We start from the raw sequence: 16,956 nt of genomic DNA on the forward strand, positions 1-16,956 counted from the left end.
TTATCCCGGATGAAGATCACCTCTCCCGCCGGTCCGGGGTTCCCGCCATGATCGCCCGCCAGTCCGCCCTGTCACCTGCCGATTATCTTGCCCCCGATATCTTCGCCAGGGAGCGGGACGGGCTGTTCGCCCGGCACTGGCAGTTTGTCGGCTTCCAGGATGCACTGGCGCAGGAAGGTGCCTTCATCACCCGCCAGATCGCCGGCCAGCCCGTGCTGATCCGCAATATGGACGGGGAGTTGCGGGCCTTCCGCAATATCTGCTCCCACCGGTTCGCCCGGTTGAAGTCAGCGGAAAGCGGGGAAGATACGCCCGGCCCCCTGCGCTGCCCCTATCACGGCTGGGCCTATGACCGCGATGGTGTGCCGCGCGGCATCCCCGGCAACAAGGAGTGTTTCGGCCTGGACCGGGGGGAAAAGGAAGCGCTGGCTCTGCACCGCTACCCGCTGGCGCAGATCGGCCGCTTCGTCTTTGTCCGCATTGCAGCAGATGGCCCGACGCTGGAAGCAGCCGTGGGCCCACACCTTACCCTGCTGCACCAGCTTTCCGACGCGTTCGAGGCGCCGTTCGCGGAAGTTGCGCAGCCCTGGCAGGCGGATTGGAAGATCGGCATCGAGAATGTGCTGGAGGTCTACCATGTCGATGCCGTCCATCCGGACAGCTTCCGCACCGTGGTGGATGGAAGCTGGCGGGTGGTGCCGGAAGGGGTGCATTCCCTGGGTTATGCCGGCATCCGGCCGGAAGCGACCCGCTGGTGGGAAGGGGTGGGTAAGCGGCTGGGCCTTCAGGCGGCTGAAGGCTTCAGCGATTATGTCCATCTGCTGCTGTTCCCCAATCTGGCCATTGGCGTCACCGCCGGACGCATGATCAGCGTCCAGACCTTCGAGCCGACGGCCCCCGGCCGCTTCACCCTGCGCTATCGTCTGTGTCTGGCACGCGGGGCCAAGCCGGGCGGGGCAGCACGCCAGGCGGTGGAAACGCACCTGAAGGCCTTGAACGAGACGCTGTTATCGGAAGACCGGACGATCTGTGAGGAAGTGCAGGTGGGCACGGCAGCCGCCGACCGCCCCGCCCTGCTGGGCGCGAATGAGGATCGCATCGCGCATTTTCATGCCAGCCTGCGGTCAGAACGGTAGGCACATGAGCGCGACCTGTCCTTCCGCACAACCGGTCTTGCTTGAAAAACGGTCCCCGGCACGACAGGCTGGTTTCGCCAGGGCCTGCTCCCCGGCGAGGGGATGGAACGGGGGATACAGGGTGCGGGAGATGCGCACGCTCGGCTTTACCGAGCGGGAATCGATCCAGGCAATCATCGACCTGATGCGCAAGCAGAAGGCGAAGCTTCCCGTCGGGCGCATCATCGCGCTGGACCTGGCGGAAGACCCGGTATCCGCCACACTGGTTGTTGAAGCCGATGACGGCCAGCGCGCCCACGTCCATCGCACGGCACCCGAACTTGCCGCATCCCTGGTTAATTACTGCATCGAACGGCGTGTCCGCCTGCCCAGCAGCGGCGACAAGTTCGTAGAGGTGATCGCCGGCAGCCTCAATCTGGTGATCTATCTGGAGACAGTCGCGGGCAACAACAAGCGAAGCAAGCGGCCAACTGCACACCGTTAGTTTCTAGAACCATTCAAAAAATTAAAATACACCCATTCCCAAATAAACTGTGATACGCACTTGTATGAAGCAGCGCCAAAATTTCTCCTTACGTTGGCGTTAACCATCCCACAGGTGTGTGAAACTGTAACTTATGCTTGTTGCCAACACTAGAAATGCCATCCATGGCGCTTCGGGAGACGAGCAAAGGCAAGTCTCTACATTTTTTGCGTGCATGGCCATAGTGTTTTGTATGGGTTTACTTGTTCTTATATCCGCCGCACCTGCGCGCGGTACCGAGAATCCATTGCTTATCCTGGGCTTCGGCGATTTCAACGAAGCACCCTACGGGATCGTGCATAATGGTGAATTGCAGGGCGGCGTGCAGTTTGAACTGGGGAATGCCCTGGCAAGCCAATTGGGACGCCGCGCCGTTTTCAGACACCTGCCCCGCAACCGGATCTCGCAGGAATTGATAAGCGGCAGTATCGACCTCTATTGCCTTGCCTCACCTGCCTTTTATCCCAATTTCAACGCCTCCAGCTTCACGCAAACCCTTTTCACAGATACGGACCTCATCCTTTTCGCCGCCGACCATGAGGGGCCGACAACCCTTGAGGGCCTGTCGGGAAAACGGGTTGGCGCGGTTCTGGGATATCTCTACACCCCGGCACTGGAAACGATGTTCAATGCCGGTATCGCGATCCGGGAAGATGCCCGGAATGCCGATGCCAATATCCGGAAGCTGACTGCCGGCCGTATTGACGCGATCATCATCCCTGAGGTGGCCTGGTCCTATGCGCTGGCGCGCGAGCCGGCCCTGTCCCACGCTATAAGGTCCGAGAGGATCACTTTGGGGACCCATAATCGCGCCTGTCTCGTCTCTCCGGTTGGCAATGCCAGCGTGGAGGAGGTGGACAGGGCCATCATGGCCCTGAAACAGACCCGCTGGCTGGAAGGGATGATACGGCGCTTCAAGCTGGGCGAATGGATTCCATCGACCAGAAGCACCGTAGCGGCCTCTCATGCCGTTGCCCCGCCATTGATCGGCCCCAGACGCTGATATCAGGCCCCTTCCTTTTCTGAAAAGCCCCATTCTCTGCGGCAGGCGGCGCCTGCGACCGCATGCCCTATGGATTATTTATCCGGTTCACCATGTAATTTCAGAAATTTCTGAAAGATGGAAAAATGAACCTGCCACCTCTTGTCCAATCCTTCGTGCTGCATTTTGGAGAGATGGGCAGCCGATGGGGCATCAGCCGCACCGTGGGTCAGATCTATGCCCTGCTCTATCTCAGCCCCGTGCCGTTGAATGCCGACGACATGGTAGAGAAGCTGGGCTTCTCCCGGTCCAACGTCTCCATGGGGTTGAAGGAGTTGCAGGCCTGGAACCTGGTCCGCCTGCAGCATGTGCCGGGTGACCGGCGCGACTATTTCTCCACGCCTGATGATCTGTGGACCATCGTGCGGACCCTGGCGGAGGAACGCAAGAAACGGGAGGTGGACCCGACGCTTTCAGTTCTGCGCGATCTCCTGATGCAAAACCCCTCCAGCGAGGAGGAGCGGCACGCACAGGCACGCATGCGTGAAACCCATGAGATGATCGAGCTGTTAACCGGCTGGTATGATGACGTTCGACGATTGGAGACCGAACGTCTTGTGCAGCTTCTGAGCCTGGGCGCCAAGGTCCAGAAAATCCTGGAAGTGAAGGACCGTCTGTTCAGCCTGCCCGGCTCTCGCGGCCGGAGCGATGACACCAAAGAGAGGGCCTGAGCCATGGATGCGATCGTTCTGGCGCGAATGCAGTTCGCGGCCAACATCTCCTTCCACATCCTATTTCCCACCATCACCATCGCCCTGGGTTGGGTGCTGCTGTTCTTCAAGCTGCGCTTCAATGCCACGGGCGATCAGAAATGGATGGGCGCCTACCGGCTGTTCGTGAAGGTATTTGCGCTTTCCTTTGCACTGGGGGTCGTCTCCGGCATCACCATGTCCTTCCAGTTCGGCACCAACTGGCCGGGCTACATGGAAAAGGTGGGCAATGTCGCCGGGCCCTTGCTGGCTTACGAGGTGCTGACCGCCTTCTTCCTGGAAGCCACCTTTCTGTCGATCATGCTGTTCGGCACGGGCCGGGTGCCGGATTGGCTGCACACCACCGCCACCTTCCTGGTGGCCTTGGGCACCACCTTCTCCGCCTTCTGGATTCTGGTTCTGAACAGTTGGATGCAGACCCCGGTCGGGTTTGAAATCCGGGACGGCGTGGTGCATGCAACGGATTGGCTGGCCATCCTCTTCAATCCGTCCATGCCCTATCGGCTGGGCCATATGCTGCTGGCATCCTTCCTGACCGCCTCCTTCCTGGTGGCCGGCTTGTCGGCCTATCGCTGGCTGCGGGGCGATCGGGGCGCTGATGTAATGGCCGCGCTCCGCACGGGCGTGACCCTAGGCGCTGTGCTGATCCCCGTTCAGATCCTGGTGGGCGACATGCACGGTATCAATACGCTGGAACACCAGCCCGCCAAGGTCGCTGCCATTGAGGCCAACTGGGAAACGCAGGGGCGCATGCCCTTATTGCTGTTCGCCTGGCCGGACGAGCAGGCACAGGAAAACCGGTTCGAGATCGGCATTCCCACCCTGGGCAGCATCATCCTGCGCCATGATCCGGATGGGGTGATCCCCGGCCTGAAGGATTTTGAAGGCAAGCATCCGCCTGTGAAGCCGGTTTTCTTCGCCTTCCGTGTCATGGTCGGGGTGGGCATGTTGATGCTGGTCGTGTCCTGGGCAGCGGTCTGGCAGTTGCGGCGGCGGGGGCAGCCGACACCCTGGCTGGCACGCGCCCTGGTCGGCATGACCTTTGCCGGCTGGGTCGCCACACTGGCCGGCTGGTATGTGACGGAGATCGGGCGCCAGCCCTGGCTGGTGACCGGGGTGCTGACCACGGCCGACGCGGCATCCAACGTGGCTGGCGGCGCCATTGCCGGCACACTTGTCATGTATCTCGCCCTCTATGTGCTGCTGCTGGCTGCCTATGTCACGGTGTTGTTCAAGCTGGCCGGCAAGGCAGCCGCAGGGGCATTGCCCCCGGACCCGGCACCCCCGCAAGCCAATCCGGTGGTCGCCGCCGTCACCCAGGATCGATAGGAGAAACCCCATGGAAGCGTCACTTCTGGCCGATGGTGGCTGGCTGCCACTGGCGTTCGCCATCCTGATGGGGCTGGCCATCCTGATATATGTTGTCCTGGATGGTTATGATCTGGGGGTCGGCATGCTGATGGCGACCGCCGGGGATGAGGAGCGCGACCTGATGGTGGCCTCCATCGGTCCCTTCTGGGATGCGAACGAGACCTGGCTGGTGCTGGGCATCGGGCTGCTTCTCGTCGCCTTTCCCATCGCACATGGCATCGTGCTGACCGCCCTGTACATTCCGGTGGCCTTGATGCTGCTGGGCCTGATCCTGCGCGGCGTGGCATTCGAATTCCGCGTCAAGGTCGATCCTGAGCATAAGGGAATGTGGACCCGGATTTTCATCGCCGGCTCCCTGCTGGCCTCCCTGGCACAGGGCTATATGCTGGGCCAGTATATCCTTGGCTTTGAAGAGGGGTGGGGCGGGCAGGCCTTCTCTTTATTGACGGCTGTCTGCCTGGCGGCGGCCTATGTCTTCATCGGGGCCGGCTGGCTGGTGATGAAAACGGAAGGCGCCTTGCAGAAACGGGCCGTCCGCTGGGCGCAACTGACCCTCTGGCTGGCCGCCTTAGGCATGGCGGCAGTATCACTGGCAACGCCCTTGGTCAGCAGCCGCATTTTTGAGAAATGGTTCAGCCTGCCCAACCTGTTCCTGCTGATGCCGATCCCGGCGGCAACAGCCATCCTGTTTGCCGGTCTGGCCTTTCTGTTGCCCCGCATGCCCTTGCAGGGTGACCGTCTCGCCTGGGCACCCTTTGCCGGCGCAGTGGGCATATTCCTGCTGGGCTTCCACGGGCTCGCCTACTCTTTCTTCCCCTTCGTCGTGCCGGATCAACTTACCATCTGGCAGGCGGCAGCGGCCCCGGAGTCGCTGCTGATCACCTTTATCGGTGCCTGCATCGTGTTGCCTTTCATCGGCGGTTACACCGTCCTGGCCTATCGGGTCTTCCGGGGCAAAGCCTCTATCCTGACCTATCATTAAGGCAATCGGCCCGATCCTCCGTTTTGGCTTCACGGGATCGGGCCGGTCCGGCTGTGATATATTCAGCAATCATAAAGAAACCACTTTACCCGGACCTCAAACCCTTTGTACTAGTCCAAATAACCTCGGACCTGCCGAGTGGCCAGATCGCTTCCCTACCTTTAAAATAGTAAGGTAGTTTCTGGATTCTTTATCGTCGCCATCAGGAAAGGTGCATGACTTCCCCTCCTGCCCCTCCAGACCTTTCCGCCTGTGCGCGAGAGCCGATCCATATTCCCGGTAGTATCCAGCCATTTGGCTTTCTATTGGCATTGTCATCGGATTCTCTTCGCATCCGTCATGTCAGCGCCAATATCGGCGATTATGTCGACCTGCCCCCCGACCGGGTGCTGGGACGCCTGCTGACCGATATCCTTCCGGACCTGCCGGGAGAGTTGGTAGAGGCCATCGCCGCCACTACCGAAGGGCAGGCGCATTATATGCGCCTTGTCGCCCTTCACCTGTCCGACGCTGGCCGCAGATTTCATGCGATTACGCATCGCAGCGGTGATTTCATCATCTTGGAGATGGAAGAGGAAAAGGCGATCGCCCCCTCTTCATTCCAGGATGTTTATCCGCTGGTCCGCTCCTTCGTCGAAACATTGCACCAGAAGGACGATATAGGCGCGCTTTGCAACCTGGCGGCGCGGGAAGTACGGCGTATTACAGGCTTCGACCGGGTGATGGTCTATCGTTTCGACGATCATTGGCACGGAACCGTTGTGGCGGAGGATCGGAACGAACAGCTTTCCTCCTATCTGGACCTGCGCTTCCCCTCCTCCGACATTCCGGCCCAGGCCCGCGCCTTATATCGCCGTAATCGGCTGCGAATGATCGCAGATGCCGCCTACATCCCCGTTCCGCTGCTGGGCTTGCCGGAGGATAGCCAGGAGCCGCTTGATCTGAGCTTATCGGTACTGCGCGCTGTTTCACCCGTGCATCTGGAATATATGCGCAATATGGGGACTTATGCGTCCATGTCGGTATCGCTGCTGTGCGACGGCCGGCTTTGGGGACTGATTACCTGCCACAACAGCACGCCTTTCCATATTCCGTTCCATGTCCGCGCCGCCTGCGATCATCTGGGGCAGGTTCTTTCGCTCCAACTTGCTGCCCGGGAACGGGTAGCCCAGTCTGAGCGACGGAATGAGTTGCGGTCCATCCAGGTTCGACTGCTGGCCCATATGGCGGAGTCTGATACGTTCATTGATGGCCTGGTGCGCAGTGAATCGGAACTGTTGCGTCTGACCAATTCCCAGGGCGCCGCCATCCTGTTCGGCGGCGACCGCATCCTGCTGGGCCGTGCCCCCAGCGGTGAAGAGGTTGATGCCCTGGTCAACTGGCTGGTCGAAAAGGGAGAGCGCGAGCTTTACACCACCGACCGTCTGCCCCAGGAATGGGAAGAAGCCGGACGTTTCAAGGATGAGGCAACTGGCGTCCTGGCCATCAGCATTTCGCAGATCCATCCGGCCTATGTACTGTGGTTCCGGCCTGAGGTGGTGCAAACGGTGAAATGGGGTGGTGAGCCAGAAAAGGCGATTGATGCGGAAGGACGCATCCACCCCCGTAAATCCTTCGCCATTTGGAAGCAGACCGTCAGCCTGACCTCCCTGCCCTGGGACGAGGCAGAAAAGGCCGCCGCCCAGGAGCTGCGCTCCGCCATCGTCGGAATCGTCCTCCGCAAAGCAGAGGAATTGGCCGCCCTGACAGCGGAGTTGCGCCGGTCCAACAAGGAGTTGGAGGCGTTCTCCTACTCCGTGTCCCACGATCTTCGCGCGCCCTTCCGCCACATTGTCGGGTTTGCCGAACTGTTGCGGGAACGAGAAGGGGACCGGGTCAGCCCGCGAGGCCGGCATTATATCGACAGCATAATCGAAGCCGCCTTCTCTGCCGGTACGCTGGTGGATAATCTGCTCAGCTTCTCCCAGATGGGCCGGGCCGCCCTGCATCTGCGCCGAACCGACATGAATAATGTGGTGGAGGAAGCGCGCCACCGGCTGATGACCGACCTGGATGGACGGTCAATCCGGTGGAATGTCGAGCCGCTGGGTCAGGTCTATGCCGATCCGGCCATGATCCGGCTGGTGATGCAGAATCTCTTATCCAACGCCCTCAAATTCACCCGTGATCGCGATCCGGCCGAGATCACGGTTACCGCCGTCCCAGGCGCGAGTGAAGAGGGTGATCTGCTCCGTTTCGAGGTCCGGGACAATGGCGTTGGCTTCGACATGACATATGTGGATAAGCTTTTTGGCGTTTTCCAACGTTTACACCATGTCGAGGAATTCGAGGGCACAGGCATTGGCTTGGCTAATGTACGCCGTATCATTGAGCGCCATGGCGGCCGCACTTGGGCTGAGGGCGAAGAAGGCAAAGGCGCATCCTTCTTTTTCACCTTGCCACGCTGGAAGGGGGAATGAATGTCGGACCTGAAACCGATTTTATTGGTCGAAGACAATCCCAAGGATATCGAACTGACCCTGGCCGCCCTGGAACGGTGCGGCCTTGCGAATGATGTCGTGGTTGCCCGCGACGGGGCCGAAGCGCTGGATTATCTGCACCGTCGCGGGCGGTTTGCCAGCCGCAACACGGTAGACCCTGCCGTGGTCCTGCTGGACCTGAAGCTGCCCAAGGTGGATGGGCTGCAGGTATTGGAAGCGCTGAAAGGAAGCCCGCAGATGCGGGCCCTGCCCGTGGTGATGCTGACCTCCTCCCGCGAGGAGTGCGATCTGGTGCGGTCCTACCAGCTCGGCGTCAATGCCTTCGTGGTCAAGCCTGTGGATTTTCAGGAATTTTTCGCTGCGATCCGCGACCTTGGCATGTTCTGGGCCGTCCTGAACGAGCCGCCCCCCCGCATTCCCGGTGGTCCATGACAACATCCGTTGCGGGTTCCAGCCCGATCAACATTCTGCATGTGGAAGACAGTGCCGTCGATGCCGAATTAGTGCGCGAACGGCTGGCAGAAACCGGCCTGACTTTTACTCTGGACCGGGTGATGACCCGGCAAGGTTATGTTCAGGCGCTGACAGAGAAAGATTATCATCTGATTCTGTCCGATTATGCCCTGCCCTCTTTCGATGGGCATAGCGCGCTGGCTTTGGCACAGGAACAGGTGCCGGATATCCCCTTCATCTTCGTTTCCGGCGTGCTGGGGGAAGAGGTTGCGGTGGAATCCATGCAGCGGGGCGCTGTTGATTTTATTGGTAAACAGCGGCTGCAGCGCCTGCCGGCGGCTGTTCTGCGGGCCTTGGCAGAGGCCAAGCGCCGCCAGCAGCATCGCGAAACCGAAGAAGCCTTGAAAGCCAGCGAAGCCTGGCTGCGTTTTGTGCTGGATGCCAGCCGTCTGGGAAGCTGGGACCTGGATGTCGAAAAAGGCACTGTCGCTATCTCAGACATGTGCGCCGAACATTTAGGCCTGCAGCCAGGCACGGTGACCCGGCAGACAATCCGCGATGCGGTCCATCCCGATGACCTGCAACGGGTGAGGGATGCGGTGGAGACGGCGCTTAACAGCCAGTCCGACCTGACGGTGGAGTGTCGCGTTCCGCAGCCAGATGGCAGCATGCGCTGGGTCCAGATCCGCGGGCGCGGCACCTATCATGAAGCCGGCATGCGCATGGCCGGGATCACCCTGGACATGACCGAACGCCGGCAGGCGGAAGAACGTCAGGCCCTGCTGATGCAGGAGGTGGATCATCGCGCCAAGAACATGCTGGCCGTCGTGCTGGCCATGGTGCGACTGACCCCCATGGTGTCACGCGATAGTTTCGTGCAGACGATTGAAGGGCGCATTGCCGCCCTGGCCCGCGCCCACACCCTGCTGGCCCGCAGCCGCTGGGAAGGGGCGGAACTGCGCCAACTGGTGCATGAGGAGATCGCCCCTTACGCCAATTCCGTCAACGCTGCCGGCCCTTCCATCCTGCTGGTGCCGGAGGCAGCCCAGGCCTTCGCCATGGTCCTGCATGAGCTGGCGACAAATGCCGCCAAACATGGCGCCCTGTCCCTGCCCGGTGGCACCGTCAGCATCCGCTGGGCGCTTGTCGATGACGGTCGGCGCCTGACGGTGGAATGGAACGAGCAGGGTGGCCCGCCCATCACAGCCGCCCCCACCCGCCGCGGCTTCGGTACATTGGTCATCCGGCAGAATATGGAACACCAACTGGCTGGCAAGGTGGAGATCGTTTGGGATCCGGAAGGATTACAGGTTGCGATGAATGTTCCGCAAAATGCCGTCGTTCGAAGGGTTGTTACAGAGACAGAATGAATGATGGTACCTTATTGTTCCGCTTACGGACGGAAACCGAGCCGCAGCATAAGGCCCTGGAAGACGCGCTGGCCCTGATGGATGCAGGGCTGACCCTTGCGCATTATCAGACGCTTCTCCAGCGGTTCCACGCTTTCTGGTGCGATTGGCAGCCCCTGGCGCATGGGCTGCTGCGTACGGAAGGCGACCTTCTGGCCGGACGCGACCGCACGCCGCTTCTGGCGCAGGATCTGGCGTTCTTCGGTCTGCCCCACCTGACACCGACGGCAAGACCGATGCCAGCATTGGCCGATGCGGATGCCGCACTCGGATCGCTTTATGTCATGGAGGGATCGACCCTGGGCGGACAGGTCATTGCCCGCCATCTGGAGCGCCATTTAGGCCTGACCGATGGCAATGGCTATCGCTATTTCCAGGGCTATGGGGCGCGGAATGGTGCGATGTGGGCGGCGATGCGGGCCAGACTGGCTCTGGTCCCCGCCGAAAGCACAGCCGCCGACCGGGCGGTGGCCGCCGCCGCAGAGACGTTCAGCCTCCTGCGGCAGCGGTTGGGATAAGCGGCTATTCCGCCACCACGTGGTGATCATCACCGGGTGAAGGTTTTGCTGGCTTTCGCAACAGGAGCAGCAACGGGATCATCACCAGGGTCACTATCATCATCATCTTGAAATCATTCAAGTAACCGATCATGGACGCCTGCTGGGTGACAATGCCATTGATCATCTGCAATGATTGTTCAGGCGTATAGGCGCCGGCCATGGACAGGAACGGATCGACCTGCGGACGGAACGGCGTCACATGTTCGGCCAGTTCTGCGTGGTTCACCTGGGTGAAATGGGCCAGCGCCGTGGTCACAATGGACACGCCGAGGCTGCTGCCCAGATTGCGCATCAGACTGAAAAGGCTGGCCGCGTCCGTGCGGTCGGCCGGTGGCAAGGTGGCGAAGGCGACGGTGCTGAGCGGCACGAAGATCAGCCCCAACCCCAGTCCCTGGATGATACCGGAATGGATCACCGGCCATTTGTCCATGACGATGGTGAATTCCGTCATCATGTGCAACGACCAAGCCGTAAGCGCCAGCCCCAGGAAAATCAGCAGCCTTGTATCAATCCGCTGCATCAGCCGGCCCACCACCAGCATGGACACCATCACCCCCACCCCGCGGGGGGCGATTACCATACCGGTGGTAATGGTCGGATAGCCCATCAGCCTTTGCAGCATCGGCGGCAGCAAAGCCATGCTGGCCAGCACGATAATGCCGACAACGAAGATGAAGGCCAGACCCGTGGCAAGGTTTCGGTCCCGTAGGATGCGCGGCTCAATGAAGGGACGCCGCGCCGTCATAATATGGACGCCAAAGGCCCAGAAAGCCCCGATGGACAGGGCCAGTTCCACCCAGATTTCCGTGGCGGAGAACCAGTCGAGCTGTTCGCCACGGTCCAGCATCATCTGTAAGGCGCCGACAGCTAGGCTGAGCATGGCAAAGCCGAAAAAGTCGAAGCTGCGCTGCCGCTTGGGCGAAGTTGGCAGCCAGATCAGCATGCCGACAAAGGCAAGAATACCCACCGGCACATTGATATAGAAAACCCAACGCCAGTTCAGCGTTTCGGTCAGCCAGCCGCCCAAGGTCGGCCCCAGGATGGGCCCCACCATGATACCGGCACCCCACATGGCCATGGCCTGCCCATGACGTTCCTTGGGATTGATGTTCAGCAGCACGGTTTGTGACAGCGGCACAAGGGCCGCGCCAAAGACGCCTTGCGCCACACGGAACGCAACCATCTCCTCCAGGCTGGTGGCGATGCCGCACAGCATGGAGGCAAGGGTGAAGCCCGCCACCGATACCAGGAACAGGGGCTTCAGCCCGATGCGATCCGCCATCCATCCTGTCACCGGCGTGACAATGGCAGCGGCAACGATGTAGGAGGTCAGAACCCAGGTGATGGTATCCTGCGCCGCCCCCAGGCTGCCCTGCATACTGGGCAGGGCCACATTGGCGATGGTGGTGTCCAGCACCTGCATCACGGTCGCCAACATGATGGAAACCGTGATCAGACCACGATGTTTGACCTCACCGGTCATAACAACCTCCCCTTAGCGGGCCGGGGCGGCCTGGGCGGTCGCAAAGCCGGGGAAACCACGGGCGTGGCCGGTATCCACTTCCACATTGACCGACAGGCCGGCCCGCAGCGGCACAGCGGCGGGACTATCCAGCTTCAGCCGAACCGGCACGCGCTGCACCACCTTCACCCAGTTGCCGGTGGCATTCTGGGCTGGCAGCAGAGAGAACTCAGACCCCGTGCCGGCACCGATACTTTCCACCTGTGCCGTCAATGTACGGTCGGGATAGGCATCCAGCACCAGCGTCGCGGTCTGGCCGGGCTTCATATGGGTAAGGTCGGTTTCCTTGTAATTCGCCTCAATATAGGTATGGCCCGTCTCCACCAGGCTCAGGGCCGGCAGGCCGGTGGCCATATATTGGCCAACCCGCAGCCGGTCGGTCTGGCTGGCGATACCATCGGCAGGCGCCACAATACGGGTACGGTTAAGGTCGAGCGCGGCGCGGTCGCGGGCGGCCTGGGCCTGCATGACGGACGGATGCTGGTCGGTCGGGATGGCGGGATCGCCCCCCAGGCCGGCCAGCGCCGCCGCAACGCCCTGCCGGGCCTTGGCCACACCTTGTTCAGCCGCGCGCAGGTCGTTGCGCACCTCGTCCAGCCGGGCCTGCGTGGCATAGCCATTCCCGGCCAGCTTGGACTGGCGGTCATATTCCCGGCGGCGGTAATCCAGCGCCTGCTCTGTTTCCTCCAGGGCGGCCCGCTCCTGCGAATAGGTCGCTCGCAACTGTTCCACCCCCAGCCGGGCATTGGCCAGATTGGCGTCCGCCTGGGCCAGCGCGATCCGGAACGGTTCCGGATCGATTTCGAACAGCACCTGCCCCTGCTTGACCGGGCCATTCTCCCGCACATTCACTGTAACGATCCGCCCGGACACCTCGGCCGCCACGCTGACCATGTCCTGCTGGATATAGGCATTGTCGGTGCCGACATAGCGACCACCGGTCGCCCAGGCATAAAGCCCGGCACCCACCATGATCAAAGGCACCGAAACCATGAGGATCAGGCGGCGGGCCCGCGCCCGGCGGCCACCCGAAGCGGATGCGGTTGTCATCGTCACGTCACTCATCGGATTTCCCCTCATCGGCAGGGACGGCAGGTGCCGGGGCGGACAGGTTCTCCCTGACCCGCAGCAGCAGACGCATCAGTTCCTGTGCTTCTACCGCTGTCAGCCCCGCCAACGCGTCGTCATAAATCGTCTGGGCCAGGGCCCGCATTTCCACCATGGCCTCACGGGCCTTGTCGGTCAGGAACAGCAGGCGTTTGCGGCGATCACCGGGATCCGCCCGCCGTTCCACCCATCCGCCTTCTTCCATGCGATCCAGCATGCGGGTCAGGGTGATGGGTTCGATCTCCAACATGTCGGCAAGCTCTGCCTGCTTCAGCCCTTCATGCCGGGATAGCTTGAACATCGCGTGCCATTGCGCGCGGGTCGAGCCGCTCAGCCGGGCCTGCTGATCGAAACGGCGCCCCAGCAGGCGGGATGTCTCCACCAGCAGGGTGCCAAAGGATTGATGGCTATCATTAGACATGCATACATATTATAAGCTGGCTTATATTAAGCCAGCATGGAAAAACAGGGGCAGCCATGCGATAGGGTAAAGGGCGCACTTGCCAGGGCGGTTGCCAGGGCGTAATCCTGCCGGCTTGGAAATTCATTGCCGGTGGCGTGGTGCAGCGGTCCTTCACATTCTGGCAGGTGATACTGGCAGCAGCGTTGCTGCTGCTGGGTGCTGCTATCGGCCTGCCGGCCGCAGCGCGCCTGTCCGGTGGTGTGTCCGCGTGTCAGGAAGACGGAAGCTGCCGCCAGACGGTCAGCACCCCGCCACAGCTCAGCATCCTCCAGACACCTCTGCGCCTGGATGGGGGCAAGGCCCTGCCCGATCATGGCGCAGGTCCGGTCCTTCCCCACCTGCCGGGCTTGATGCTGCTGGCCGCCCGCCCGACGGTGCCGGCAAGCGCAAAAGCCCCCCCCGTCCTGCCAGCCATCGCATGGCACCGGATGCAGCCACGGGCACCGCCGGCCCTGGCCTGACCCGCCCCCCAATCATCGCCGCGCCAAGACCAATTCCCCACGGATGGTGTCTGCCGGCTTGTCCCCCTTGATGAGGGATATATCCTTCGATGTTGAATTTCTCCAAGACGCGGACGGCAGTGATCCTGCTGATCTGCGTGCTGGGTGTGCTGTTATCCATCCCCAGCCTGATCGGCCCCTCCAACATTCCGTCCTGGCTTCCGGCCCGCCATTTCAATCTCGGCCTTGATCTCCAGGGCGGTTCTTACCTGCTGCTGGAAGTCGATGCCGCCGCAGTGAAGCGTGAGCGGCTGGAAGGGGCGACTGACGAAGCGCGCAGCCTTCTGCGTGCGGGTGATCTGCGTCCCGGCGGCATCAGCGTCGATGGCGACAGCGTCATCGTCCGTCTGGTGGACCCCAACGATACCGCCCGCGCCAGCGAATTGCTGCGCCCGCTGACCCAGGGCAATCTGCCCGGCGAGCCCGGTGATTTCACCATCACCCCGGAATCCGACCGGTTGCGACTGGTCTTCACGCCCCAGGCCCTGACCAACCGTGTCAGCAAGGCGGTCGAACAGTCGCTGGAGATCGTACGTCGCCGTATTGACGAGACGGGCGTGAACGAGCCGATCGTCGCCCGCCAGGGCAGCAGCCGCATCCTGGTGCAGTTGCCCGGCGTGACCGATCCGGGCCGCATCAAGCGTCTGCTGGGCCAGACCGCGAAGATGACCTTCCATCTGGTTGGTGATGGGGCGGTTGCTCCCGGTGCACCGGCCCCTGCCGGTTATGACTGGTTGCCCAACAGCGACCGCGCCGGCGGCGAAAGCCGCATCCTGGTGCGTAAGCGGGTGGAGGTGGATGGCGCCACCCTGACCGATGCGCAACCCAGTGCCGATCCGCAGAATGGCGGCTGGGTTGTATCGTTCAGCTTCGACCCCATCGGCGCCCGTCGTTTCGCCGATATCACCCGCGCCAATGTCGGCCGTCCCTTCGCCATCGTGCTGGATGGTCGCGTCATTTCCGCGCCGGTGATCCGGGAACCCATCGTCGGTGGCCGGGGCCAGATCAGCGGCAATTTCAACGCCCAGTCAGCCACTGAACTGGCGGTTCTGCTGCGTGCCGGCGCCCTGCCCGCGCCGTTGACCGTGGTGGAAGAACGGTCCATCGGACCTGAACTGGGTGCGGACAGCATTAAGGCCGGCCTGATTTCCTGTATCGTTGGCGTGGTGCTGGTCGTCGGCTATATGTGGTTGACCTATGGCGCCTTCGGCCTATTCGCCAATCTGGCCCTTGTCTTCAACCTGTTCCTGACGCTGGCCTGCCTGTCCATGCTGCAGGCGACGCTGACCCTACCCGGTATTGCCGGTATCGTGCTGACACTCGGCATGTCGGTGGATGCCAACATCCTGATCAATGAGCGCATCAAGGAAGAACTGCGTAAGGGGAAGACGCCGCTTTCGGCACTGGAAGCGGGCTATACCAAGGCCTTTGCCACCATCACCGACAGTAACCTGACCACACTGATCAAGATGGTGCTGCTCTATATCGTGGGCACCGGCTCGGTGAAGGGCTTCGCCGTTACCACGTCGCTGGGCATCATCACTTCCATGTTCACCGCTACCCTGGTGGCGCGCCTGCTGACGGCCATCTGGTTCAAGCGGACCCGGCCGAAGGCACTGCCGGTGACCGGCCCATTCCCGTTGAAGACGGTGGGCTGGAGCATCTCCTTCATGAAGGGCCGCCACATCGGTCTCGCCACATCGGTGCTCCTGTCCACCCTCTCGGTGGTCATGTTCTTCAAGCCGGGCCTGAATTACGGCATCGACTTTGCCGGCGGCATCGTCATGGAAGTCCGCACACCCGAAGCAACCGACTTTCCCAAGCTGCGCGAGGCGATGGAGGGAGTGAATGTGGGGCCTGTTGCCCTGCAATCCTTCGGGTCCGATCGTGACGTGATCTTGCGCATGGAGCGTCAGGAAGGGCCGGAATCCAACCAGCAGGCTGCCATCCGCGCCGTCTCCGACGCGCTGGAGAAAAATTTCCCCGGCACGGAGATCCGCAAGACCGAGGCTGTTGGCGCATCGGTATCGTCCGAACTGTTCCATGACGGCATGATGGCTCTGGCTTTGGCCGCCGTGGCCATGCTGATCTACATCACCATCCGGTTTGAATGGCAGTTCGGCATCGGCGCCGTGGTGACCATGCTGCTGGACGTGACCAAGACCATCGGCTTCTATGCCTTGACGGGGATGCAGTTCAACCTGACCGCCATCGCGGCCATGTTGACCATCATGGGCTTCTCCATCAACGACAAGGTCGTGGTCTATGACCGCGTGCGCGAGAACCTGCGCCTGTATCGCAAGATGCCGCTGCGGGAACTGATCGACCGTTCCATCAATGAAACGATGAGCCGGACGATCAACACCTCCATCGCCATCTTCCTGTCGATTATCCCGCTGGCCCTGTTTGGCGGGGAAGCGTTGCGGGAATTCGCCTGGACGCTGCTGTTCGGCATCGTACTGGCAACGTCCTCCTCCATCTTCATCGCCGCCCCGATCCTGCTGTATCTGGGTGAACACCGGCTGCGCCGGTCGATGACGGATGAGGCGGAACCTGCCACCCCGGCCGAACCCAATAAAGCCTGACAAGGCTCATCGCCAAGCTGCACAGGGCAACCTGTTGCAGCTTGGTCGGGCTTGGGGCATTCAACGGCCTACAGGGCAAGCCTCTGGTCCGTGGTTTCACGCCCCCGTAGGAA

At 61.6% G+C, this 16,956-nt stretch carries 15 protein-coding genes; 12 read left to right on the forward strand and 3 right to left on the reverse strand.

Features of this window, described 5'->3' with window-relative positions:
- Positions 1-47 precede the first annotated feature (47 nt).
- From G473_RS30260 to G473_RS26010, 10 genes are all read left to right on the forward strand, one after another.
- Complete coding sequence (locus G473_RS30260) at positions 48-1,136, forward strand: aromatic ring-hydroxylating oxygenase subunit alpha (protein ID WP_029012858.1); 1,089 nt, start codon at positions 48-50, stop codon at positions 1,134-1,136.
- Between the two features lie 130 nt (positions 1,137-1,266).
- Positions 1,267-1,620 (forward strand): hypothetical protein, encoded by a 354-nt coding sequence (locus G473_RS0109180; protein ID WP_029012859.1) that lies wholly within the window; start codon positions 1,267-1,269, stop codon positions 1,618-1,620.
- A gap of 133 nt (positions 1,621-1,753) precedes the next feature.
- Positions 1,754-2,662 (forward strand): substrate-binding periplasmic protein, encoded by a 909-nt coding sequence (locus G473_RS0109185; RefSeq protein WP_084437840.1) that lies wholly within the window; start codon positions 1,754-1,756, stop codon positions 2,660-2,662.
- Between the two features lie 125 nt (positions 2,663-2,787).
- Positions 2,788-3,372 carry a GbsR/MarR family transcriptional regulator gene (locus G473_RS0109190; protein ID WP_029012861.1) on the forward strand — a complete coding sequence of 195 codons (585 nt, stop codon included), beginning with the start codon at positions 2,788-2,790 and terminating at the stop codon, positions 3,370-3,372.
- Positions 3,373-3,375: 3 nt separating this feature from the next.
- On the forward strand, positions 3,376-4,740 hold the full coding sequence (locus tag G473_RS26000; protein WP_051330081.1) for a cytochrome ubiquinol oxidase subunit I: 1,365 nt from the start codon (positions 3,376-3,378) through the stop codon (positions 4,738-4,740).
- Between the two features lie 10 nt (positions 4,741-4,750).
- Positions 4,751-5,764, forward strand: coding sequence for a cytochrome d ubiquinol oxidase subunit II (locus G473_RS0109200; RefSeq protein WP_029012862.1), 1,014 nt, complete (start codon positions 4,751-4,753; stop codon positions 5,762-5,764).
- Positions 5,765-5,979: 215 nt separating this feature from the next.
- The gene (locus G473_RS0109205) at positions 5,980-8,223 is read left to right on the forward strand and encodes an ATP-binding protein (protein WP_029012863.1); all 2,244 of its coding nucleotides are present in this window, start codon (positions 5,980-5,982) and stop codon (positions 8,221-8,223) included.
- Positions 8,224-8,676 carry a response regulator gene (locus G473_RS0109210; protein ID WP_029012864.1) on the forward strand — a complete coding sequence of 151 codons (453 nt, stop codon included), beginning with the start codon at positions 8,224-8,226 and terminating at the stop codon, positions 8,674-8,676. It begins immediately after the preceding gene.
- A complete protein-coding gene (locus G473_RS26005) occupies positions 8,673-10,067 on the forward strand; it encodes an HWE histidine kinase domain-containing protein (RefSeq protein ID WP_051330082.1) in 1,395 nt (464 codons plus the stop codon). Before G473_RS0109210 ends, G473_RS26005 begins: the two co-directional genes overlap by 4 nt.
- Positions 10,064-10,624, forward strand: a complete 561-nt coding sequence (locus G473_RS26010; RefSeq protein ID WP_051330083.1) for a biliverdin-producing heme oxygenase — start codon at positions 10,064-10,066, stop codon at positions 10,622-10,624. Before G473_RS26005 ends, G473_RS26010 begins: the two co-directional genes overlap by 4 nt.
- A gap of 4 nt (positions 10,625-10,628) precedes the next feature.
- Here G473_RS26010 and G473_RS0109225 read toward each other — a convergent pair whose 3' ends face one another.
- From G473_RS0109225 to G473_RS0109235, 3 genes are read right to left on the reverse strand one after another with little or no spacing between them, the layout of a single operon-like run.
- Complete coding sequence (locus tag G473_RS0109225) at positions 10,629-12,149, reverse strand: DHA2 family efflux MFS transporter permease subunit (RefSeq protein ID WP_029012865.1); 1,521 nt, start codon at positions 12,147-12,149, stop codon at positions 10,629-10,631.
- A 12-nt stretch (positions 12,150-12,161) separates the two neighbouring features.
- Complete coding sequence (locus tag G473_RS0109230; RefSeq protein ID WP_210163270.1) at positions 12,162-13,253, reverse strand: HlyD family secretion protein; 1,092 nt, start codon at positions 13,251-13,253, stop codon at positions 12,162-12,164.
- Positions 13,246-13,716 (reverse strand): MarR family winged helix-turn-helix transcriptional regulator, encoded by a 471-nt coding sequence (locus tag G473_RS0109235; protein ID WP_029012867.1) that lies wholly within the window; start codon positions 13,714-13,716, stop codon positions 13,246-13,248. The genes G473_RS0109230 and G473_RS0109235 overlap by 8 nt, the downstream gene beginning before the upstream one ends.
- A gap of 140 nt (positions 13,717-13,856) precedes the next feature.
- On the opposite strand from G473_RS0109235, the gene G473_RS0109240 reads away from it, so the two are divergent.
- Positions 13,857-14,219 (forward strand): hypothetical protein, encoded by a 363-nt coding sequence (locus G473_RS0109240; protein WP_154667332.1) that lies wholly within the window; start codon positions 13,857-13,859, stop codon positions 14,217-14,219.
- Between the two features lie 89 nt (positions 14,220-14,308).
- Positions 14,309-16,843, forward strand: a complete 2,535-nt coding sequence (gene secD / locus G473_RS0109245) for a protein translocase subunit SecD (RefSeq protein ID WP_029012869.1) — start codon at positions 14,309-14,311, stop codon at positions 16,841-16,843.
- Positions 16,844-16,956: the final 113 nt, after the last annotated feature.

The sequence above is a fragment of the Niveispirillum irakense DSM 11586 genome (genome assembly GCF_000429645.1).
Taxonomy (GTDB): domain Bacteria; phylum Pseudomonadota; class Alphaproteobacteria; order Azospirillales; family Azospirillaceae; genus Niveispirillum; species Niveispirillum irakense.